We start from the raw sequence: 21,702 nt of genomic DNA, 5'->3' as shown, positions 1-21,702 counted from the left end.
TTTTTAGGTATCACAAATTATCAATAATCAAAATTAAAACTATGTTTAGAATTTACGCAATGTTCTTGCTGTTTTCTTTTGGGTTGTCTATTACCGGTAACGCACAGGAAATAACGGGAACGGTTTTGGATGATCAATCTCAGCCATTACCCGGAGTATCTGTTATATTGAAGAATACCGAAACAGGAGTGATTACAGATTTTAACGGACAGTATACAATCACGGCAGCACAAGGGCAAACTTTAGTTTTCTCGTATGTAGGATTTGAAACACAAGAAAAACTTATCACAGGCACAGTTATAAATGTAACCATGCAATCGGGAGTTGCTTTGGATGAAATTGTGCTTGTAGGAACCAGAAACCCCAATCGTACCGTTGTGGAGACTGCAGTGCCGATTGATGTTTTAGATATAAAAGAACTCGCCAGTGCTACACCTCAAGTCAACTTGAATCAAATCTTAAATTATGTAGCACCGTCATTCTCCTCTAATACGCAAACCATATCAGATGGTACCGATCATATTGACCCTGCTTCTTTAAGAGGTCTTGGACCGGATCAGGTGTTGGTATTGATCAATGGGAAGCGGCGACATACTACTTCATTGGTCAATGTAAATGGTACTTTTGGTCGGGGTAATGTAGGGACCGATCTTAATGCAATTCCAGCTGTTGCGATCAAAAGAATTGAAGTTTTGCGTGATGGTGCAGCAGCGCAATACGGATCTGATGCTATTGCCGGGGTTATTAATATAGTACTCAGAAACGATGTAAACGAACTTGATTTTACAGTAACCACTGGCGCAAACGTTTCTCGTAATGCCGAAGAGCAAACCGGAGGTGTCGATGGTGAATCTGTCAACGTTGCGGCAAGTTATGGATTACCAATAGGGGAGAAAGGTGGGTTTATTAATTTTAGCGGCGATTTTGACTACCGCGAACCCTATAATAGAATGAAGGCTTGGGAGGGAGGTATTTTTAATGGCTATAATGCTATCGAGTACGAAGCGTCAAAGGATAACGTAAGTCTAAAAGAGTTGCAAACAGATTTAACTGAAATAAAGAGCTATGCAGAACGGGTAACTTATTTTTCTACTCAGCTTCAGTCAGATATACAATCCGCTGCTACATTAGAAGATTTACAACCAATTCTGGATATCGATGTTACAGAACAGGAATTACAAGCTCGTGGACAAGAACGCAGTGATTATAATATGCGTGTTGGACAGTCTGGACTTCGTGGTGGACGTTTTTTTGCAAATATATCCTTACCACTGGATGATAATGAGACAGAATTATATGCTTTTGCAGGTTTAAGTTCACGAAAAGGGAATTCTGCGGGTTTCTATAGGTTGCCTAATCAAAGTAGAACCTACACTCCTGTGTATATCAATGGCTTTTTGCCAGAAATTAATTCGAAAATTAGTGATCAGTCTATTTCTATCGGATTGAGAGGTAAAATTAATAATTGGGAAGTAGATTTTAGTAATACGTATGGTAAAAATAGTTTTCTATACACCATCACAAACACGGCTAATGCCTCGTTACTCAATGCTACGCCAACTACCTTTGATGCCGGGGGTTTTTCATTTTTGCAAAATACAACCAATCTGGATATCACTCAATTTTATGAAGATATCTTTGCGGGGCTCAATGTGGCTTTTGGCGCAGAGCATCGTCTGGAGGTTTATGAAATTACTGAAGGTGAAGAAGAGTCCTATGCTCAGTATGATAATAACGGCGATGTAATTACAAATTCATCGCAATCCCCGCCAACAGATTTCTTTGGCCGTAACCGTCCGGGAGCTTCTCAGGTATTTCCGGGCTTTTCACCGGCTAATGAACTCTCCCGAGACAGAACCAGTATTGCGGGATATCTGGATATAGAAGCGGACTTTACCGAAAAATGGTTGCTCAGTTTTGCCACCCGCTATGAAAACTACAGTGATTTTGGATCGACTATAAATTTTAAAGTGGCAACACGTTATAAATTGACAGAAGATATTAATTTAAGAGCTGCTGCGAATACAGGGTTTAGAGCACCCTCCCTGCATCAGCTTAATTTTAATTCTACCTCTACAATATTTGATAATTCGGGGAACCCTCAAGAAGTAGGAACGTTTACCAATGATAGCCGGGCTGCCGAACTACTCGGAATTCCAGAATTGAAAGAAGAAACTTCCCAAAGTATTAGTATAGGTCTCACGGCTAAAATACCAAGCTTAAATTTATCAGTAACAGTAGATGGATATTTTGTAACTATCGACGATCGTATTGTGTATACGGGACAGTTTGAGGGTCCCGGGACGGATAGTGAATTGGATCGACTATTGGCACAGGCAAATGCAACAGCTGCATCATTTTTTGCAAATGCTATTGATACAGAGTCCAAGGGATTAGATATCGTCTTAACGCATAAAGCGAGTTTGGGAGCAACGATGGAGTTAAAATCTGATTTGGCTGCTACTTTATCGCAAACCAGACAAGTAGGAGATATTAATGCTTCAGATGTATTGCGAAGGGCAAATAAAGTGGAAACCTACTTCCCAGAAGATAGTCGTGTTTATCTGGAAGAAGCGGTGCCAAGAACTAAAATTAATCTATCTAACAGCTTGACTACAGATACATTTAATGTCTTTCTTCGGAATGTGTACTTTGGTGAGGTAACCGAAGCATCTACATTTGTGGAACGTCAGCAGGATTTTGGTAGTAAAATAGTGACCGACCTTTCATTGGGGTATAAGGCCTCAGAATCGCTCACGGTGACAATAGGTGCTAATAATTTATTTGACATTTATCCGGATAGAGCGGATCCGGCGTTTGATAATAGAAGTAGTGGTAGGTTTGATTGGTCCAGACGTGCGCAACAATTTGGTATTGGAGGAAGATTTGTATTTGCGCGATTAAATTTTATTTTAAAATAAAGCAAACAAAATACTACGGTATAAATGCCTGCTGCCTATTTGGGTAGTGGGCTTTTTTAATGATAAGTTTCGGTTTTCGCACTAAAGCACTACTTTTGCTTGATCAAAATAACTTTATGTATAAAACTATTCTTCGTCCGATACTTTTTAACTACGATCCTGAAAACGTACATCACTTCACCTTCAGAATGATCAAAAGTTTATTTCGAATACCTTTAGTTTCAAAAATAATTAAAAAGATATATAGAGTTAAAGATAAGCGGCTTCAAAAGGAAATTTTTGGACTGACGTTTGATAACCCGGTGGGCTTAGCAGCGGGTTTTGATAAAGATGCCAAATTATTTAATGAGTTATCAGATTTTGGTTTCGGCTTTGTTGAGATAGGTACATTAACTCCAAAACCACAAGAAGGGAATCCAAAAAAGAGATTATTTCGTCTGAAAAAAGACCAGGCTATCATAAATCGTATGGGTTTCAATAATGGCGGTGTCGAAGATGCTGTAAAACGTCTTAGGAAAAATAAAGGAGTTCTGATTGGTGGGAATATTGGAAAAAATAAAATAACTCCCAATGAAGAAGCCGTAAATGACTATGTAATTTGCTTTGAGGCTTTGTTTGATGTTGTTGACTATTTTGTGGTCAATGTAAGTTCACCAAACACACCTAATCTAAGAGCTTTACAAGATAAAGAGCCGTTGATGGCATTGCTCAATACGCTGCAGGCTAAGAATAATGCAAAATCCAAGCAAAAACCTATCCTACTAAAGATAGCACCGGATCTTACTGACGATCAGTTAATGGATATTATTGAGATTGTAACGACAACCAAAATAGCCGGAGTAATCGCAACCAATACTACAATTTCAAGAGATGGGTTGCATGCTGATAAAGCTTTGACAAAAGAGATGGGAGGGCTTAGTGGTAAACCTTTAAAAGATCGATCCACCGAGGTAATTCGCTTTTTGTCCTCAAAGAGTGAAAAAGCATTTCCAATTATTGGTGTAGGAGGTATTCACTCTGCTCAGGATGCCTTAGAAAAATTGGATGCGGGTGCATGTTTGGTTCAGTTATATACTGGTTTTATTTACGAGGGCCCAAAGCTGATTAAAGATATTAATAAAAGTTTATTAGCTCGAATTAAGGAATAGTAGCTCAAAGATAGCTGATATGAACTATGAACTTCTATACACCTTTGTGGTTGCAACATCAATACTTGCCATAACCCCGGGACCCGATAATATATTTGTTTTACTACAGAGTGTAGTTAATGGTAAAAAATATGGGTTGGCTACCGTAGCCGGTTTGATGACAGGCTGCATTGTGCATACCACCTTGGTGGCTTTTGGGATGTCAACTCTTATCAAGCAAAGCGATGCACTTTTTTTGATCATCAAAATTTTTGGGGCATGTTATTTGTTTTTCCTGGCATTTCAAGTTTATAAGGCAGATAGTAGCATCGAACTACAATCGAATACGGTTGCCAAAAAAAATCCATTGCAACTATTCAGGCAAGGATTTATAATGAATGTATTGAACCCAAAGGTTTCTATATTTTTTCTTGCATTTTTTCCTGCATTTTTATTCAGTGATCACTTGAATACTGTAATACAGTTTTATGTGTTGGGTGGAATTTTTGTTTGCGTTTCATTTGTAGTATTTGCGCTCATTGCTATTTTAGCAGATTATATTGCGAGCTATCTAAAACAGTCAAAAAAAATTGGATTAATTCTCAAGTGGGTTCAAATTATTGTTTTTGTAGCTATTGGAATTTTTATTCTCCTATCAGAAAAATAACCTTACTTTTATAGTGCTTAATAAAAACTTAAACGACGTAGTGTTTATATGATCGAAAAAGTCAAAATTATTGAATGTCCCCGGGATGCAATGCAAGGAATCAGAGATTTCATACCCACCGATCTAAAGGTACAGTATATTCAATCCTTACTACGCTGCGGTTTTGATACTATAGATTTTGGTAGTTTTGTTTCGCCTAAGGCAATTCCGCAAATGGTAGATACGGCAGAAGTGCTTTCTAAGTTGGATTTATCGAAGACAGAAAGTAAGTTATTAGCCATTGTGGCAAATGTTAGAGGAGCAAAGGATGCGGCAGAGCATCCGGAGATTAAGTATTTAGGTTATCCTTTTTCAATTTCAGAAAATTTTCAAATGCGTAATACGCATAAAACAATAGCACAATCTATTGAAATATTACAAGAAATTCTCAACATAGCGGATCAAGCAAATAAGAAAGTGGTTGCGTATCTCTCTATGGGATTTGGAAATCCGTATGGGGACCCCTGGGATGTCGATATTGTAGGAGAATGGACAGAAAAATTAAGTAAGATGGGCGTTGAGATTCTTTCTTTATCAGATACTGTTGGGACCTCTTCACCCGAAATTATCGAATATTTGTTCTCTAATTTGATTCCGAGATACCCATCGATAGAGTTTGGCGCTCATTTGCATACTACACCGGATAAATGGTTTGAAAAAGTTAATGCAGCTTATCAATCAGGGTGTCGAAGATTTGATGGAGCAATTCAAGGATTTGGAGGCTGTCCCATGGCAAAGGATGATCTGACCGGTAATATGCCGACAGAGCGTATGTTGTCTTACTTTACCAGTGTAAAGGCTGATACAAATGTAAAAATGTTGAGTTTTGAATCAAGTCATAATGAGGCAACAAAAATTTTTAGTAAATACCATTAATTATATATAATAAAATGAAGAAAATTTTAAAAAGTATAGGATTACTTCTTGTGGGGGTTCTGATTATTATGCAATTCATACGATTCGATAAAAATGAATCTGGATATGAATCGGTAGCTTTTTTTGAAAAAGACACACAGCCTTCGAATAAAATAAAAACTATTCTCAAAAATAATTGTTACGATTGCCATAGTAATCAAACTACCTATCCATGGTATGCTGAGATTGCACCAATTTCTTACTGGTTAGCGGATCATGTAGAAGAAGGAAAAGAACACTTTAACGTTTCAGCATGGGAAAGCTATTCTATTAAGAAGAGAGATCACAAGTTAGATGAATTAATAGAAGAAGTAGAAGAGGGTGAGATGCCTTTAGACTCATACACTTGGCTACATGGGAATTTAAATGAAGAGGATAAAGAGCTGTTGATTGAATGGACTAAAAGTTTAAGAGCTAAGTACGCTGCAGAGCTTTAAGAGTTTACAATGCATCTTTTTTGAAGGTCTCCATATGTATGTAGACTTAACATTAATTTTATTTAGATTTATTACAAATAAAGTTTGACAAATCCATTTTGATGAATATATTTGCAGCTGAATAATTAGCTATTTAAATTAAGTCTAAATAAAGAAGAATGAAAATCAACCGTATTTTTAATGTAATCTGTGTATCAGGAGTACTCGCTTTAAGCTCATGTTCAAACGATGATGACGCTACTCCAATGAATCAAATTGAAGAACCTGCCACATACGTTTTTGAGCGTAACGGAAAAAGTACAGTAAGTTTTAGTGGACAAACTACTAGGATAGCAATGTCCGAAGAACTTGTAAGTGCTCTCAAGAATACTGCGCTTACCGAAGAACAATTAGATGCAATGTTTGCTCATATAGAAGGGGCTAATGATTTTTCTGAAGCAACGCTAAATGCTTCTGATAAAAGTGTTCGTAGTAAAACTGCAGCATCTAGGGACTATTTTTCTGCAAATACAACCGAGGCGACTGCTATCAAAGCTGAGTTTGATGGGTGGATAAAAAGTCAGGTTGATGAGGTTTTTCCAAATTGGAATACTACAGCTACCGCTGGTGCTGCCGGTGTTTTGCAAGAAGCAGGAGGAGGATCCAATCGTTACGTGAATGCTAAAGGATTAGAGTTGAATCAGATTTTTGCCAAAAGTTTGATCGGAGCGTTAATGACTGATCAAGCCCTAAATAATTATTTGGGTACTGCTGTTTTAGATGAGGCAGATAATATTACCAATAACAATGACGAAGTTGTAGTGGAAGGCAAGAGCTATACTACGATGGAACATAAGTGGGATGAAGCGTATGGTTATGTATATGGTGCTTCTAATACCCCAGCAACTCCAAATGCAAATATTATCGGAGAGGGAAAAGCTGGCGATGATAATTTTTTAAGCAAATATTTGAGCAGAGTTGAAAGTGATTCGGATTTTACCGGAATTGCTACCGAGATTTATAATGCATTCAAATTAGGAAGAGCGGCTATAGTTGCCAAAGAATATACCGTTAGAGATCAACAAGCTGATATTATCAGAGAAAAACTATCCGAAGTAATCGCGATAAGAGCGGTCTATTATTTACAACAAGGAAAAAACCTTCTTTCGAATCCTACAGTAGATTATGCTGCGGTGTTTCATGATTTGTCAGAGGGATATGGTTTTATCTATAGCTTACAATTCACAAGAAACCCGGAGACTAACGCTCCATACTTTACCAGATCAGAAGTCCAAGGATTACTTACTCAAATGGCAGGAGGTACAGATGGGTTATGGACGGTAACGCCAGAGGTATTGGAAACTATTTCTGTAACTATCGCTGCACGATTTAATTTTACAGTGGAAGAAGCAGGTAGTTAAAAGATTAAACAAAGTATAAAATGTAAAAAAAGAGGTTTGAATTCATTATTATTTAAACCTCTTTTTTTACATTTGCACAGCTTTATTAAGAATAAATAAAAATAACATGAAGAAGTTTTTGCTTTCCATCCTTACAGCTGTTTTGTTTTTATCAGCTTGTTCCAGTGGAGATGATAATGAAGAGCAGGTAACAGGAAAGGATGCCTTTGATAGAAAGGGAATGCTAATAAATATAGCGGATAACATTGTAATACCAGCTTATCAGAATTTTGCATCCGATATGGCTGTGTTAAAGACTACTACAGCTGATTTTGTTGCAAGTGCTAATGAGAATACGCTTCTTAACCTTAGATCGGCGTGGTCAGAGGCCTATATAAGCTGGCAAACCGTTAGTATGTACGAAATTGGTAAAGCAGAAGAGCTTTCGTACAGAAATTTCATGAATGTGTATCCAACAAATACAGTTGGTATCGAAGCAAACATCAGTGCTGGTTCTTATGATCTTACCACAGTCTCTCAACAAGATGAGCAAGGGTTTGCAGCGCTGGATTATCTTATTAATGGTTTATCTGACACCAACACTGGTACGGTTGAGTTTTATGTAAACTCATCAGATGGTGCTAAATACAAAAAGTATCTTACCGACTTAGTAGAAAGAATGGATATGCTTACAACTGCTGTAGTCACTGACTGGACTAATGGGTATCGTGATACTTTTGTAGCAAATAGTGGGTCATCGGCAACTAGTTCTTTGGATAAGTTAGTTAACGATTTTATTTTTCATTATGAGAAACATTTAAGAGCAGGTAAAATCGGAATTCCTGCAGGAGTGTTTACTACTGAAACTTTTGATAATAAAGTAGAGGCATTTTATAAAGGGGATCTTTCTAAGACTTTGTTCAATGCGAACTTGTCTGCTATGCAAGATCTTTTTAATGGTAAGCATTATGCAAGTACTACCACAGGGGCAAGTTTTAGTTCTTACCTTGATTTTCTCAATACAATTAAAAATGGAGAGGACTTAAGTCAAATAATAAATGATCAGTTTGATCTGTCCAGATCCAAAGCTTCTAGCTTAAATGAAGATTTTTCTGATCAGGTAAAGACTAACAATACACCTATGCTCGAAACTTTTGATGAGCTACAAAAGAATGTAGTTTTTCTTAAGGTTGACATGTTACAAGCATTTTCTGTACGAGTTGATTTTGTAGATGCAGATGGGGATTAAGTTGTAATTTAGTTTATGAAACTTCATCTAAAGAAATATTTCAAAAATAACACAGAGGCTGCACCACTTGCAGTCTTTCGTGTTTTTTTTGGAATTATGATGTTTTTGAGTATTGTACGTTTTTGGAGTTATGGATGGATTGATAAGCTTTATGTACAGCCTAAATTTTTCTTTTCATATTATGGTTTTGAATTTGTTCAACCAATTGGCCATTTAACGTACGTAGTTTTTGCGCTCTGCGGACTTTCAGCAATTTTTGTAGCATTAGGTTACAAATATAGATTAGCCATTCTTCTATTCTTTTTGAGCTTTACGTATATCGAATTGATGGATAAAACCACGTATTTGAATCATTACTACTTTATAAGTGTTTTGAGTTTTTTAATGATATTTCTACCGGCAAATGCGTACTATTCATTAGATGCTAAAAGAAGAGGGATTTCCTTTCAGAAGATTCCCCAATGGACTATTGATAGCATAAAGCTATTACTTATCATTGTTTATCTATATGCCGGACTGGCAAAACTTAACTCTGATTGGTTAGTCAATGCAATGCCTCTTAAAATTTGGTTACCATCAAAGTATGACATTCCTGTTTTAGGCTATCTAATGCATCAGGAATGGATTCATTACTTTTTCAGTTATTCAGGAGCTATTTATGATCTTTCCATTCCTTTTTTACTGATGTATAAAAGAACGAGGGTTTTTGCTTTTATGTTAGTTGTCATATTTCATGTCCTTACCCGTGTGCTTTTTCCTATTGGGATGTTTCCATATATCATGATTGTCAGTACGCTTGTATTCTTTGATTCGAATTTTCATCATCGAATATTGAAAGTTTTATCGCGAATTTTTAGAATAAGAAAGCACTTTTTTGATTCGGGAATGACTTTAAAATTTAAGTCAAAACAAAAAGAAATTGTATTATCATTTTTGTCTTTGTTTTTTGTAATTCAGTTATTTTTGCCGTTTCGTTATGTATTCTACCCGGGAGAATTGTTTTGGACCGAGGAAGGATATCGTTTTTCTTGGCGGGTGATGTTGATGGAAAAAGCAGGATATGCTAATTTCAAAATTGTAGATGGTAAGACGGGTAAAAGGTTTTATGTAGACAATGATGATTTTTTAACATCATTTCAACAAAAACAAATGGCTACTCAGCCTGATTTTATTTTACAATATGCGCATTTTCTAAAAGAACATTTTGAGAGTGACGGACATCAAAATGTAGAAGTGTACGTAGAAAGCTATGTAGCGCTTAATGGAAGATTAAGTAGTCAATATATTGATCCGACCGTAGATTTAGGAAAACAAAAAGAATCATTTAAACACAAAAATTGGATTATTCCATTTAAAGATGAAATTAAGGGATTATAAAATAGTAGCACTTGTATTATTTATTACGGGTTCTATGACTGCACAGTTTAAGTTAGTTGGAACTGTATCTGATGAGAATAACCAGCCGATTAACAAAGCAGAACTATACAATCAAACTACAGGTGAACAGGTCGTGACCCAAGCTGATGGTCGCTTTGAATTTACAGATATCGATACGGGAGACTACGTTATTACAGTTTTTAATTATGACTTCGATATTCTCGAAAAAAAAGTAACGGTAAATGGAGATACGACTGTAGATTTTGTCTTAAGTCCTTTGGGCGAAGAACTTTCTGAAGTATTAATTACCCAAAGAAGAGAACGTATTTTTGGACTTAAACAGTTAAAACCTGTGGAAGGTACGGCAATTTATGCCGGAAAAAAAAGCGAGGTAGTGTTGCTCGAAAATACCATAGGGAATCTTGCCTCAAACAATCCACGACAAATCTATGCTCAGGTGGTTGGATTGAATATTTATGAGAACAGTATAGGAGGATTACAGCTTAATATTGGAGGGAGAGGTCTCGATCCAAATAGGACAGCCAATTTTAATACGCGTCAGAACGGATATGATATAAGTGCAGATGTATTAGGCTATCCTGAAAGCTATTACACTCCGCCGGCAGAAGCATTAAGTGAAATACAAGTAGTTCGAGGAGCTGCCTCCCTACAGTATGGTACTCAGTTTGGAGGACTCATAAACTTTAAAATGAAACGGCCCAATACTAATAAAAAGATTGAATTAGTTTCTCGTCAGTCCTTGGGTTCATTTAATTTATTTACTAGTTTCAATAGTTTGAGTGGAACGGTAGGTAAGTTTAGCTACTACACCTATTATAATTATAAGCAGGGAGATGGATTTAGACCTAACTCTGAGTTTGAATCCAAAAATTTATATGCACATTTAGGGTATCAGCTATCTCAAAAAACTAAACTCATCGGAGAATTTACATATCTCAATTATTTGGCCAAACAGCCGGGAGGGTTAACTGATACACAATTTGATAAGGACCCTGATTTTAGTAATCGAACAAGAAACTGGTTTCAAGTTGACTGGAAGTTATTTTCATTGAAACTTGAGCATCAGTTTTCAGAAAAAACGGATTTTAGTTTCAATTTATTTGGATTAGATGCTTCCAGGAGTGCTTTAGGTTTCAGGGGACTTACAACCAACCCTAATGCAAACCCGATAAAAGCACCCGATGAAACTGATGCTGCAGGTAATTTTGTAACCCCAAGGGATTTGATTGTCGGTGATTTTCAAAACTGGGGAGCAGAAGCGAGACTATTAAGTCGTTATAAATTCTTAGGAGAAGAATCTGTTTTCTTAATCGGTTCCAAATATTATCAAGCAAATAATGAAGCCAGACAAGGACCAGGTAGCTTGGGAACTGATGCCGATTTCGAATTTAAAACTGATAGATTCCCTGACTATGCAAATCAATCAAAATTTGAATTTCCAAATTTAAACGTCGCGGTGTTTGGAGAGAACATATTCAATCTGTCAGATAAGTTTTCAATTACTCCTGGTTTTCGTTACGAATATATCAAGACAGGGTCTGATGGTGTTTATAATGATGTGATCTTTGATAATGCGGGTAACCCCTTGGATAATATAACTAAAAGAGATGATGAAACTCTGGAGCGCTCATTTTTATTGCTAGGTATTGGATCAAGTTATAAATTTAAGCCGGGACTAGAGTTGTACGCTAATATATCTCAGAATTACAGATCAGTAACCTTTAGTGATATTAGAATTGTAAACCCGTCGTTTGCAATTAGACCGGATATTAGCGACGAACAAGGATATACGGCAGATATAGGCATGCGAGGGAGAATCAATAATAGTTTTACATATGATGCGGGAGTCTTTGCTATCTATTATGATGATCGAATTGGTGAGGTCTTTAATGATAGAGCGCAACGAGTACGTGGCAATATCGGAGATGCTATGATTTACGGACTAGAAAGTTATGCGAATTGGAATATTGCTAACTCTTTATTTGCAGATGCTGAAAATTACGTGCTAAACACTTTTGTTAATCTGGCTATCACTGATTCTGAGTATTTAAATTCAGAAGATGTCATTGAGGGCAATAAAGTAGAGTTTATTCCCTTGATTAATCTGAAAGCGGGTGTCGGTTTTGGATATAAAAACTTTTTAGGAAATATTCAGTTTACTCATCTTTCAGAACAATTCACAGAAGTAACAAATGCTGACAGAGGCGAGATAGGCTCCAAGGAAGAAGGAACCTTAGGTAAAATCCCTGCATATTCGATTGTCGATTTATCATTCTCTTATACTTACAAGCAATTCAAACTGGAAACAGGGATTAATAATCTGTTGAATAAAAGCTACTTTACGCAACGTGCAACTGGTTATCCAGGACCGGGTATAATTCCCGCAGCTCCGATCTCTTGGTATACAACCCTTCAAATAAAGTTATAAATTATTCTTTTTATTTTGGAATTAACCTTTGTTCAATCTGTTATGTAACTATTATTCAATACATTTGGAACTATAAATAACTTTTATTGAGATTATAAAAAATTAATCTAAGCTTAATGCCTGAGGTAATGAATGATTTATTGACTTATGAGACGCGCGTATCCACACAGTATAGCAACCTGACTAATGCTATATTACCCTTATCATGTTGGGAGTTTTATGGAGAGCATTTTGACGCCAAAGCTGAGTTTAAACAAGATATCGAGAATCTTAACCAATTGAGTGCGTCTTGGGAGTATCAGCTGGACTTTTATAAAGAATTGGTTGTAAATAAAAGCGTAATAGTAGTTACCGATTCTACACTTAAAATTGTATATGCTAGTCATAACCTCGAACGCATGAATGGTTATCAACCTGAGGAGGTTATTGGCAGAACACCAAAAATGTTTCAGGGAGAAGAAACATGTGCTAAAACATCAAAAAAAATTCGAAGCGCCATACATGCCACACAGATTTTTGAAGAATCTGTAATTAATTATCGCAAGGATCAGTCAACATACATATGTGCTATAAAGGGATTCCCTATTCTCAACGCCAAAGGAAAACTAATTAATTATGTGGCTTTTGAAAAAGCGGCATAAGAAGGCATACTAATTTCCCAGGCGCTTAATGGAAAATAAAAATTCTCAAAATCTTATAGATAAAAAGTATATTCTCGAAAACGAGTATGTACAATTACGACCTCTAGCAATGGAGGATATAAAGTATATCAGACCGTTTGTAAAAAACGAACCTGAATTGTGGAAATATTCATTAGCGTCAATGCGAAGTGAGATGGATGCTGTTGCCTATATACAATCCGCAATCAATTTACGGACTAAAGGATCTTCCTATCCGTTCATGGTGTATGATAAATTAAAGCAGGAATACGCTGGAATGACTAGGTTTTATGAAATTAATCATATTCATAAAAGCTGCGCCATAGGATATACCTGGTATGGTAAAAATTTTCAGGGAACAGGTGTGAACAAAAGCTGTAAATTTTTAATGCTCTCCCATGCTTTTGATCAGATGAATATGGAGCGAGTCGAATTTAGAGCTGATGTGAATAATGCGCATAGTATCGCTGCAATGAAGAGTATTGGCTGCGTAGAAGAAGGAATACTTCGCAATCACTTTACTACACCTACTGGCAGAAGAGATACTATTATTTTAAGTATACTGCAATCGGAATGGGCGTCGGTCAGCACTCATTTACAAAAGAGGATAGGTAAATAATTTATATTATAAACCTAGTTTTCACATCTATTGAGTATCTTGTTTCTTTTGATAAAATCTGCTTATGAGAAATAAGGTTTTAGTTGCAGCTATTTTTCTGCTTACATGCTCTTCGCTTACTGCACAAGACTGGACAAACAATTTTAAAGAAGCACAGCGAGTCGCTCAACAAGAGAGTAAAAAAATGTTACTCCTTTTTGCCGGTTCTGACTGGTGCGCACCTTGTATGAAATTAGAACGTTTTGTATTAGATACCGAGACGTTTGTTACGTATGCTTCAAAAAATTATGTCTTAGTCAAAGCAGATTTTCCGCGTAAAAAGAAGAATCAGCCACCTGCTTATATTAGTGAGCAAAATGCTGCGTTAGCTGAGAGATATAATCCCAACGGCTATTTCCCTTTGCTGGTTATGATCAGTTCAGAAGGTGTAAAATTGGGAGCGATGGGTTATAAAAAAATAGCACCAGAGGGGTATATCAATATTTTAAAATCATGGGAAACGCGTTAAAACTATTTTTTTACACATTTCTATTTTTATTTCTTAGCATTTCTCCTGTTATAGCACAAGTGATTGTCAAAAAAACGTTTACTAAGATGGGAAGTGATTTTGAAGTCACCGTGGTAGCTGAAACAGAAAACGAAGGTACTTACTTTATAAATTTGGCTATAGAGGAGATTGAAAGGATTGAACAGCTTATTTCTTCATGGAACGTCAATTCTCAAACTTCATTAATCAATAAAAATGCCGGAATTCAAGCTGTTGCTGTAAAAAAGGAATTATACGATTTAATTGAGCGCGCTATTGGTATATCAAAGATTACAGATGGTGCATTTGATATTTCCTATGCGTCGATGGATAGAATTTGGAGATTTGATGGAAGCATGCGTACCATGCCATCAGATGAAGAGATAAAAGCTTCTGTGGCTAAAGTTGGCTATAAAAATGTGATCCTATATCCCGAAAATTCCGCAGTTTTTTTGACAAAAAAGGGTATGAAGATAGGGTTTGGTGCTATCGGTAAAGGTTATGCCGCTGATAAAGCTAAGCAAGTACTACAGAGTAAAGGAGTAAAAGCAGGCATAATCAATGCATCTGGAGATATGAACGCATGGGGTAAGCAGCCTAATGGGACCGATTGGAAAGTAGCGATAACAAATCCATTAAATAAATCCGAGGCGTATGCGTTATTGCCACTGTACAATAAAGCAGTGGTGACTTCTGGCAATTATGAAAAGTTTGTTACCTTTAATAATAAAAGATATTCCCATATAATCGATCCCAGAAGCGGTTATCCGGCTTCAGGAATTTTAAGTGCTACTGTTTTCGCTCCCAGTGCAGAACTGGCAGATGCACTGGCAACTTCAATTTTTGTGATGGGTGTTTCTCAAGGAATTAACAGAGTCAATCAGTTACCTGATGTTGATGGTATTATTGTCGAAGATAATGGAGCAATTAGCACCTCAAAACATATTCAAATTAATAATGACTAACTATGCGTTTAAAAGGAATAACTATCTCACTAGTATTTGTAACGATCATACAGTCTTGTGCTACAGTAAAAGAATACGAAAAAGTTGCAATCAATGATCCGGATATGGAACTAAACACAAAAAAAACAGATCGATTTCAAATAAATTTTCAAGCGTACAGAGAAGCTGCGGCAGGTGCCAACGGAGGTAAAACTGGAGGTGGTTGTGGTTGTAATTAAAAGAGTATTCCGCATGACCGATTCTGATAATGGTAAACTGGATACCTCGATGAATTTACGAGTTTTTACGTTTCTTGGGTGTCTATTGGCGTGTATAGGCAGTTTTGCACAAACAGATTCCTTAGCAACTAAGACGAGTTATAAAAAAAGAGTGTTAGATGCTACAGAATTGGATTTTTTAATGAGTTATTATACGCAAGAGGGTGAGAATGCGGCAGTAACAGGCGGAATAGGAACCGAAGAGTTAACAGATGTTACACCCACTATAGTGGTAACCATTCCTTTAAGCGACGACGAAGTGTTGTCGATAGATGCAGGGATCTCGGCATATACTTCAGCTTCGTCAAGTAATGTAAACCCATTTGACGGAGATCAAGAGGCTGATCCATATGTTGCATCTTCGGGAGCTTCTAAGAGTGATATCTTGAGCACCTTGCAATTAGCCTATAGCCATAGTAGTAATGATCGCAACACGATCTGGTCAATAAATACTGCTATAGCAACAGAGTATGATTACTTTTCGGTTGGATTTGGAGGAAGTTTTACAAGACTGTTTAATCAAAAAAACACTGAGCTCAGTGCTAATGTAAATATATATTTAGATACTTGGAATGCAATCTATCCTTCTGAATTGAGAGATCAACCTTCTTTTGTTCCTTTTGAGGACGAAGCGCGTAATTCCTATTCATTAGGGCTAGGTTTGTCTCAGATTCTATCTAAAAAACTTCAAGGATCCTTGTCCGTTGATGTGATTTATCAAGAAGGCTTATTGTCAACTCCTTTTCAACGTGTCCAGTTTTCTGATATACCTGATTTGATTATTCAAAATTTCACATATGCCGATGATGTAGAAAGATTGCCAGACTCACGATTCAAAATAGCGGGCGGTGGTCGCTTGCATTATTATCTAAACGAAAAAATCATTTTTCGCTCTTTCTATAGGTATTACGCCGATGATTGGAATATACGATCACATACAGCGTCTATAGAAATTCCGTACAAGATTACAGATAATCTTACGGTGTATCCTAGTTATCGTTTCTATAACCAGCGTGCAGCAGATTATTTTGCTCCGTTCAACGAACATTTGTCTACTCAGGAGTTTTACACATCAGATTATGATCTCTCAAAATTCAATGCTAATCAGTTTGGCTTAGGTATTAGCTATACGGATATATTTACAAAGATTCATGTCTTTTCATTTGGTTTGAAAAAAGTTGACATTTCTGCACATTACTATGAACGCGATAGCGGTCTCAACGCAATGATAGTTTCAGGTGGGATTAGTTTTGTATTGGAATGATCGTTCATATGAATATATAAAACTGCAGCGTCCAACTTTTTTTAAAGTTGGACGCTGATCAAATATGCAACCCCAAATGCATGACTAAAATTGTATTCGGCGTACTTTATCAATGTAAAGTATTCGCTATATAAATAAAACGCTTAAGGATGATTCCACCCTACCTATAAGTAAAAAAAAATAACTTCAAAAGAAAAGACTCATCTTAAAATTAGATGAGTCTCTGTCAAGTATGCAACCCCAAATGCATGACTAAAATTGTATTCGGCGTACTTTATGGATGTAAAGTATTCGCTATATAAGTAAAACGCTTAAGGATGATTCCACCCTACCTGTAAGTGAAAAAAAATGACTTCAAAAGAAAAGACTCATCTTAAAATTAGATGAGTCTCTGTCAAGTATGCAACCCCAAATGCATGACTAAAATTGTATTCGGCGTACTTTATCAATGTAAAGTATTCGCTATATAAGTAAAACGTTTAAAAGTGTCTGCACCCTACCGAGGATATAAAAAAATAAACCTCAAGATGCGTATGTGATGATTTCTGAAAGCTTCCACTGTGCCGGTCATCCCCTACGTTTATTGAGTTGATGATCATTATTGCTCCGTCCGGCTGGCCCACTTTCAAAAGAAGAGCGTAGTTACGATATCTTGACGTTTATTTTTTTTAGATGATATAGCATATTTAAATAACTATATAGTCAAAGATACTATTAGTCGTTTATTTTTCTTCAGGTGAATACCTCACTTTATAAAGGAAAAAGCCTGCATTTTTGGCGAAAAATTTATTTCAAAGAAAAAAGAAATGCTGCGATAACTCTTAAAAATTTATTAACGTAACCGGCTTATAATGGTAAGAAAATGCTAAAACCACTCTTTTAATCATAAAGTTACCTAAATGCTCATTGCAGTCATGGGATCCGGTAATAATTTAGTCAATTATATCAGGCACCAGATTTACTGAGTTATGCAGCGTTTCTTTCTTTTATACGTGAGACTTTTTAAAAGGTGTTTATAACCTAATATCAGACAAATGAAATATTATTCCGCCGTAAGTGCTAGAATAGCCCTATCAGTCTTTTCAATTTTTTATATAATATCTTGTGCGACCTACGAGCCCCAATGGTTGTCAGAGCCTACTACCAAGGTTTCTGACAAGCGCCCGACTCACACAATTTACTTGGCAAGTGGATTGGGAAATGCTAAAAGCCCTGCCGATAGTAAAGTAGTAGATAAACTGGCAAAAACGCTTCAGAAGGCAGATAAGAATAGTACGATGATTTTTTTAGGAGACAACGTTACTCCTAAACGAAAAAACAAAGACAAAGATTTCAAACTACTCGAACAGCAATTACAACTTGTTGCCAGTTATAAAGGAAGAACACTTTTTATACCCGGAAACAATGAGTGGAAATCAGGTGATATTGATGATCTTGAAGAGTATGAAGATTATATCAAAGAAAAGGAACAAAAGAAAGTAGAATATCAAGAAAAAAATGGTTGTCCGCTAGAATATATTGAAGTAAATGATCAGTTAGCAATCATCGTAGTAAATTCTCCTTGGTTTATTGCAAATTGGGGTGAAGTAGAGGAGATCAACAAAAAGTGTACAGATATTTTTACGAGAAGACGATTTGCTGAAGAACTAGAAGGATATATAAATGATGCTCAGGATAAAAACGTGATCATCGCAATGCATCATCCTATTTACAGTAATGGAGAATATGCGGGAAAAGACACCTTCTCCAGTCAATTACTTCCTTTGCCCTTAGTTGGAAATATCTACGATGGTTTTAAAGATATTGCTGGTTTTTCTCCAGAGCAACTCAATGCCAGACGATACCGCTATTTGCGTATTCTGGTAAGTTCTATCGCCAAAAATTCTGATCGTGTTACTATTGTTTCGGGCCACGAAGAAAATTTACAATATTTAAAAGGTGGGGATCTTCATCAGATCATAAGCGGGTCATTAGGTTCAAAATCAGCAACCAAAAGATCTAAAGGAGTATTAACTACAGTGGGAGGCTCTTTGGATTTTGAAGGGATATTTACACACGGAAAAAAAGGTTTTGCTAAAGTTGATTACTATGGGGATGGATCTTCCCAAGTTACTTTTATAACTAATGATGAAAAAGAAAGCGGTTATAGTTTTACTGTAATGCCACCTTTTAAAAAGGATCTAACTGTCGAGTATCAGAGAAAACAATATGGTAAAACTGAGAAAGCCTCCGTGCTAACCGACGAAGATAAGCTAGAGAAATCAGGATTTTACAAGCTTTTATGGGGAGATCGTTACCGAGATTATTTTGGAACTCCGGTAACAGCAAAAGTTGCGTATCTGGATACTTTGCATGGTGGACTCACCGTGAAGAAAGAAGGAGGAGGACATCAGTCATTTTCTTTAAGACTTATTGATAAAGACGGTAAGCAATATGCTATGCGTTCTTTGCGTAAAAATGCTTTGAAATTTTTGAAGTTTAAGGTGAGAGGAATTGCTTATACGGCAGAAGATTATAAAAATACTATGGCAGAGGATCTGATTTCAGATTTCTTTACGACTACCCATCCTTTCATGCAGTTGGTGATTGATCCTCTCGCAAAATCGGTGGACGTGAACCATTCAAAGGCTGAACTTTATTATATACCTAAACAAGAACGATTAGGAGAATTCAATGTTGATTTTGGAGACGAACTATATTTTGTAGAAGAGAGACCTTCTGAAGAGCAGAAGAACTTTGAGGGCTATAATAGAGCCAATCCGAATGAGCCGGGAGAGATTTCTGATTTTGAGAGCACTACAGATATGCTTGAAAAAATAAAAGAAGATGAATCGTATACCATCGATCAAAGAGCCTATGTTCGGGCAAGAATATTTGACATGTTGATAGGAGACTGGGATCGTCATCAGGATCAATGGAGATGGATGGAGTACAAGACTGGTGAGGATGATAAGATGTTCATTCCAATTCCAAGAGATCGTGATAATACTTTTTCAAAATTTGATGGAGTAGGAATTCCTGTAGTGCAAATGTTTATGCCCAATACTCGATTCTGGCAAACCTATGATTCCAAAATTGATAATGTAAAATGGTATAATGCGCAAGCAAATGATCTGGATAGAGCGTTAATAACTAAATATGGTGCAGAGGTATGGAAAGAAGAAGCGCTAAAAATTCAAAAGCAGCTGAACGCAGAGACAATCGATGCGGCTTTTAATAGGATTCCGGCTGAGGTTCAAGATAGCACCGCTTCTAAGATTAAGCAACACCTCAAAACGAGATTATCTAAATTAGACGAATATGCTCAGGCATACGGGGAATATCTTGACAATACTGTGTCGATAAGAGGAACTCATAAAGATGATCATTTCTTGATAGAACGACTTACAGAAGGTAAGACTAAGGTGACCATTAAGCGGAAATTATCTGACGAAAAGAATAAGGAAATATATAGTAGAACCTTTGATCGTGATCAAACAAAAGAATTATGGATTTATGGATTAAATGACGACGATACTTTTGAAATTGTTGGGGAAGGTGACCATGAAATTTTTATTCGTATCATAGGAGGTTATGGGAAAGATAAGTACATAACTAAGAATAAAAAACGACTAAAAGTATACGACTGGAAATTTGAAGACTCAGATTTTGACGAAAAATCACCGGCAAAATATTTATCTAATCTATATGAAACCAATACTTTTCATTGGAGATATTTTCAAGAAAACCATAATGTATTATTGCCTACGCTAGGGTATAATCCTGACGATGGATTTTTCTTGGGCGCTGTAAATACGTATACAAATAATGGTTTTAATGGGAATCCATTTAGATATCAACATAAAATAGGTGCAAATTATTACTTTCTATTAAAAGGAATAGAGTTGTCGTATAAAGGTGAGTTTGCAAATATTTTCCCGCAATGGAACTTTGAGGTGGAGGGTTATTTCACAAATGAGTTATTTGCAAATAACTTCTTTGGTTTTGGTAATGAGTCTGTAAATACAGATGATGAAAATGGCTTATCGTATAACCGAGCAAGAATGCAACAGATCAAATTTTCTGCAGGGATCAGACACAGATCTATTTCAGTAAAAGCATTGTATGAATCATTCAATGTCAAAGAAGAGCAGGATCGCTTTTTTACCGAGCAAAATATTAATCCTTTGGCCTTCGAGCAACAACAGTATGTTGGAGGGGAAGCCGGGCTCTATTATTATAATCAGGATGCCAAAGATTTTCCAACCGAGGCCATCTATTTTGGAATCAAGGGAGGGTATAAAACTAATATTGCCGAAAGCAATAATCAATTTGGTTATGTGTCGTTAAAACTAGGTGCAAGTCATAAACTTATACGCTCGGGTCATTTGGTATTAGGGACCACTTTAGAAGGGAAAACAAATATCGGAGATGATTATTTATTTTATCACGCTCCGTCGATCGGTGGTAATAACGGATTGAGAGGGTTTAGAAACGAGCGTTTTAGTGGAAAAGCATATTTCTATCAAAGCACAGATTTAAAACTTAGAGTCAAACGCTTTATCACGGCAGTGGCACCAATTACCTTTGGAGTATACGGCGGATTTGATTACGGACGAGTGTGGGTTGATAATGATGACTCCAACACCTTGCATACTTCTCAAGGAGGTGGTTTGTGGATTAGTGGACTCAACGCTTTGGCATTTAATATAGGGGTGTTCAATTCTGATGAAAGGAATATGGTTCAGGTAGGATTTGGTTTTGGATTCTAAACGGAAAGTCTATAGAAAATAATTTTATGATATCCTCTTGTTTTTAACAAGGGGATATCGATTTTTAAGAAATAAAAAAACGTATATTTGCTCGCAATTAA

Annotated in this window: 16 protein-coding genes; all 16 read left to right on the top strand. The window is 36.4% G+C overall.

Going from position 1 to position 21,702, the window contains the following annotated elements; all coding sequences use genetic code 11:
* The first annotated feature begins 41 nt into the window (after nucleotides 1-41).
* Nucleotides 42-2,921 carry a TonB-dependent receptor gene (locus ACJRPK_RS14680; RefSeq protein ID WP_407141065.1) on the top strand — a complete coding sequence of 960 codons (2,880 nt, stop codon included), beginning with the start codon at nucleotides 42-44 and terminating at the stop codon, nucleotides 2,919-2,921.
* Nucleotides 2,922-3,037: 116 nt separating this feature from the next.
* Nucleotides 3,038-4,069 carry a quinone-dependent dihydroorotate dehydrogenase gene (locus ACJRPK_RS14675; protein ID WP_407141063.1) on the top strand — a complete coding sequence of 344 codons (1,032 nt, stop codon included), beginning with the start codon at nucleotides 3,038-3,040 and terminating at the stop codon, nucleotides 4,067-4,069.
* 19 nt (nucleotides 4,070-4,088) lie between these two features.
* Nucleotides 4,089-4,715 carry a LysE family translocator gene (locus ACJRPK_RS14670; protein ID WP_407141061.1) on the top strand — a complete coding sequence of 209 codons (627 nt, stop codon included), beginning with the start codon at nucleotides 4,089-4,091 and terminating at the stop codon, nucleotides 4,713-4,715.
* 48 nt (nucleotides 4,716-4,763) lie between these two features.
* Nucleotides 4,764-5,630 carry a hydroxymethylglutaryl-CoA lyase gene (locus tag ACJRPK_RS14665; protein WP_407141059.1) on the top strand — a complete coding sequence of 289 codons (867 nt, stop codon included), beginning with the start codon at nucleotides 4,764-4,766 and terminating at the stop codon, nucleotides 5,628-5,630.
* A 14-nt stretch (nucleotides 5,631-5,644) separates the two neighbouring features.
* Entirely contained in the window at nucleotides 5,645-6,106 is a 462-nt protein-coding gene (locus ACJRPK_RS14660) for a heme-binding domain-containing protein (RefSeq protein ID WP_407141057.1), read from the top strand.
* Between the two features lie 158 nt (nucleotides 6,107-6,264).
* Nucleotides 6,265-7,506, top strand: coding sequence for a DUF4856 domain-containing protein (locus ACJRPK_RS14655; protein ID WP_407141056.1), 1,242 nt, complete (start codon nucleotides 6,265-6,267; stop codon nucleotides 7,504-7,506).
* 106 nt (nucleotides 7,507-7,612) lie between these two features.
* Entirely contained in the window at nucleotides 7,613-8,734 is a 1,122-nt protein-coding gene (locus tag ACJRPK_RS14650; RefSeq protein WP_407141054.1) for an imelysin family protein, read from the top strand.
* A gap of 15 nt (nucleotides 8,735-8,749) precedes the next feature.
* Entirely contained in the window at nucleotides 8,750-10,111 is a 1,362-nt protein-coding gene (locus ACJRPK_RS14645; RefSeq protein ID WP_407141052.1) for an HTTM domain-containing protein, read from the top strand.
* Nucleotides 10,092-12,560: a TonB-dependent receptor domain-containing protein gene (locus tag ACJRPK_RS14640; RefSeq protein WP_407141050.1), complete on the top strand. Its 2,469-nt coding sequence runs from the start codon at nucleotides 10,092-10,094 to the stop codon at nucleotides 12,558-12,560. The genes ACJRPK_RS14645 and ACJRPK_RS14640 overlap by 20 nt, the downstream gene beginning before the upstream one ends.
* Nucleotides 12,561-12,676: 116 nt before the next feature.
* Nucleotides 12,677-13,201, top strand: coding sequence for a PAS domain-containing protein (locus ACJRPK_RS14635; RefSeq protein WP_407141048.1), 525 nt, complete (start codon nucleotides 12,677-12,679; stop codon nucleotides 13,199-13,201).
* Nucleotides 13,202-13,229: 28 nt separating this feature from the next.
* The gene (locus ACJRPK_RS14630) at nucleotides 13,230-13,838 is read left to right on the top strand and encodes a GNAT family N-acetyltransferase (protein WP_407141046.1); all 609 of its coding nucleotides are present in this window, start codon (nucleotides 13,230-13,232) and stop codon (nucleotides 13,836-13,838) included.
* A 64-nt stretch (nucleotides 13,839-13,902) separates the two neighbouring features.
* Nucleotides 13,903-14,346: a thioredoxin family protein gene (locus ACJRPK_RS14625; RefSeq protein ID WP_407141045.1), complete on the top strand. Its 444-nt coding sequence runs from the start codon at nucleotides 13,903-13,905 to the stop codon at nucleotides 14,344-14,346.
* Nucleotides 14,331-15,329 carry an FAD:protein FMN transferase gene (locus tag ACJRPK_RS14620; RefSeq protein WP_407141043.1) on the top strand — a complete coding sequence of 333 codons (999 nt, stop codon included), beginning with the start codon at nucleotides 14,331-14,333 and terminating at the stop codon, nucleotides 15,327-15,329. The genes ACJRPK_RS14625 and ACJRPK_RS14620 overlap by 16 nt, the downstream gene beginning before the upstream one ends.
* Nucleotides 15,330-15,331: 2 nt before the next feature.
* Nucleotides 15,332-15,547: a DUF4266 domain-containing protein gene (locus tag ACJRPK_RS14615; protein WP_407141042.1), complete on the top strand. Its 216-nt coding sequence runs from the start codon at nucleotides 15,332-15,334 to the stop codon at nucleotides 15,545-15,547.
* A gap of 13 nt (nucleotides 15,548-15,560) precedes the next feature.
* Nucleotides 15,561-16,850: a DUF3570 domain-containing protein gene (locus tag ACJRPK_RS14610; protein WP_407141041.1), complete on the top strand. Its 1,290-nt coding sequence runs from the start codon at nucleotides 15,561-15,563 to the stop codon at nucleotides 16,848-16,850.
* 1,034 nt (nucleotides 16,851-17,884) lie between these two features.
* Nucleotides 17,885-21,601: a ShlB/FhaC/HecB family hemolysin secretion/activation protein gene (locus tag ACJRPK_RS14605; RefSeq protein WP_407141039.1), complete on the top strand. Its 3,717-nt coding sequence runs from the start codon at nucleotides 17,885-17,887 to the stop codon at nucleotides 21,599-21,601.
* The last annotated feature ends 101 nt before the right edge of the window (nucleotides 21,602-21,702 follow it).

Origin of the sequence: Aquimarina sp. 2-A2, from assembly GCF_045505135.1 — a bacterium.
Lineage (GTDB): Bacteria > Bacteroidota > Bacteroidia > Flavobacteriales > Flavobacteriaceae > Aquimarina > Aquimarina intermedia.
This window is presented reverse-complemented; position numbering and strand designations above follow the sequence as displayed.

What these genes read in the sequence shown, in the direction of transcription:
- ACJRPK_RS14630 (WP_407141046.1), top strand. Translation starts at nt 13,230, where the DNA reads ATGGAAAATAAAAATTCTCAAAATCTTATAGATAAAAAGTATATTCTC.
- ACJRPK_RS14665 (WP_407141059.1), top strand. Translation starts at nt 4,764, where the DNA reads ATGATCGAAAAAGTCAAAATTATTGAATGTCCCCGGGATGCAATGCAA.
- ACJRPK_RS14610 (WP_407141041.1), top strand. Translation starts at nt 15,561, where the DNA reads ATGACCGATTCTGATAATGGTAAACTGGATACCTCGATGAATTTACGA.
- ACJRPK_RS14660 (WP_407141057.1), top strand. Translation starts at nt 5,645, where the DNA reads ATGAAGAAAATTTTAAAAAGTATAGGATTACTTCTTGTGGGGGTTCTG.
- ACJRPK_RS14625 (WP_407141045.1), top strand. Translation starts at nt 13,903, where the DNA reads ATGAGAAATAAGGTTTTAGTTGCAGCTATTTTTCTGCTTACATGCTCT.
- ACJRPK_RS14650 (WP_407141054.1), top strand. Translation starts at nt 7,613, where the DNA reads ATGAAGAAGTTTTTGCTTTCCATCCTTACAGCTGTTTTGTTTTTATCA.
- ACJRPK_RS14615 (WP_407141042.1), top strand. Translation starts at nt 15,332, where the DNA reads ATGCGTTTAAAAGGAATAACTATCTCACTAGTATTTGTAACGATCATA.
- ACJRPK_RS14680 (WP_407141065.1), top strand. Translation starts at nt 42, where the DNA reads ATGTTTAGAATTTACGCAATGTTCTTGCTGTTTTCTTTTGGGTTGTCT.
- ACJRPK_RS14620 (WP_407141043.1), top strand. Translation starts at nt 14,331, where the DNA reads ATGGGAAACGCGTTAAAACTATTTTTTTACACATTTCTATTTTTATTT.
- ACJRPK_RS14635 (WP_407141048.1), top strand. Translation starts at nt 12,677, where the DNA reads ATGCCTGAGGTAATGAATGATTTATTGACTTATGAGACGCGCGTATCC.
- ACJRPK_RS14640 (WP_407141050.1), top strand. Translation starts at nt 10,092, where the DNA reads ATGAAATTAAGGGATTATAAAATAGTAGCACTTGTATTATTTATTACG.
- ACJRPK_RS14655 (WP_407141056.1), top strand. Translation starts at nt 6,265, where the DNA reads ATGAAAATCAACCGTATTTTTAATGTAATCTGTGTATCAGGAGTACTC.
- ACJRPK_RS14675 (WP_407141063.1), top strand. Translation starts at nt 3,038, where the DNA reads ATGTATAAAACTATTCTTCGTCCGATACTTTTTAACTACGATCCTGAA.
- ACJRPK_RS14670 (WP_407141061.1), top strand. Translation starts at nt 4,089, where the DNA reads ATGAACTATGAACTTCTATACACCTTTGTGGTTGCAACATCAATACTT.
- ACJRPK_RS14645 (WP_407141052.1), top strand. Translation starts at nt 8,750, where the DNA reads ATGAAACTTCATCTAAAGAAATATTTCAAAAATAACACAGAGGCTGCA.
- ACJRPK_RS14605 (WP_407141039.1), top strand. Translation starts at nt 17,885, where the DNA reads ATGAAATATTATTCCGCCGTAAGTGCTAGAATAGCCCTATCAGTCTTT.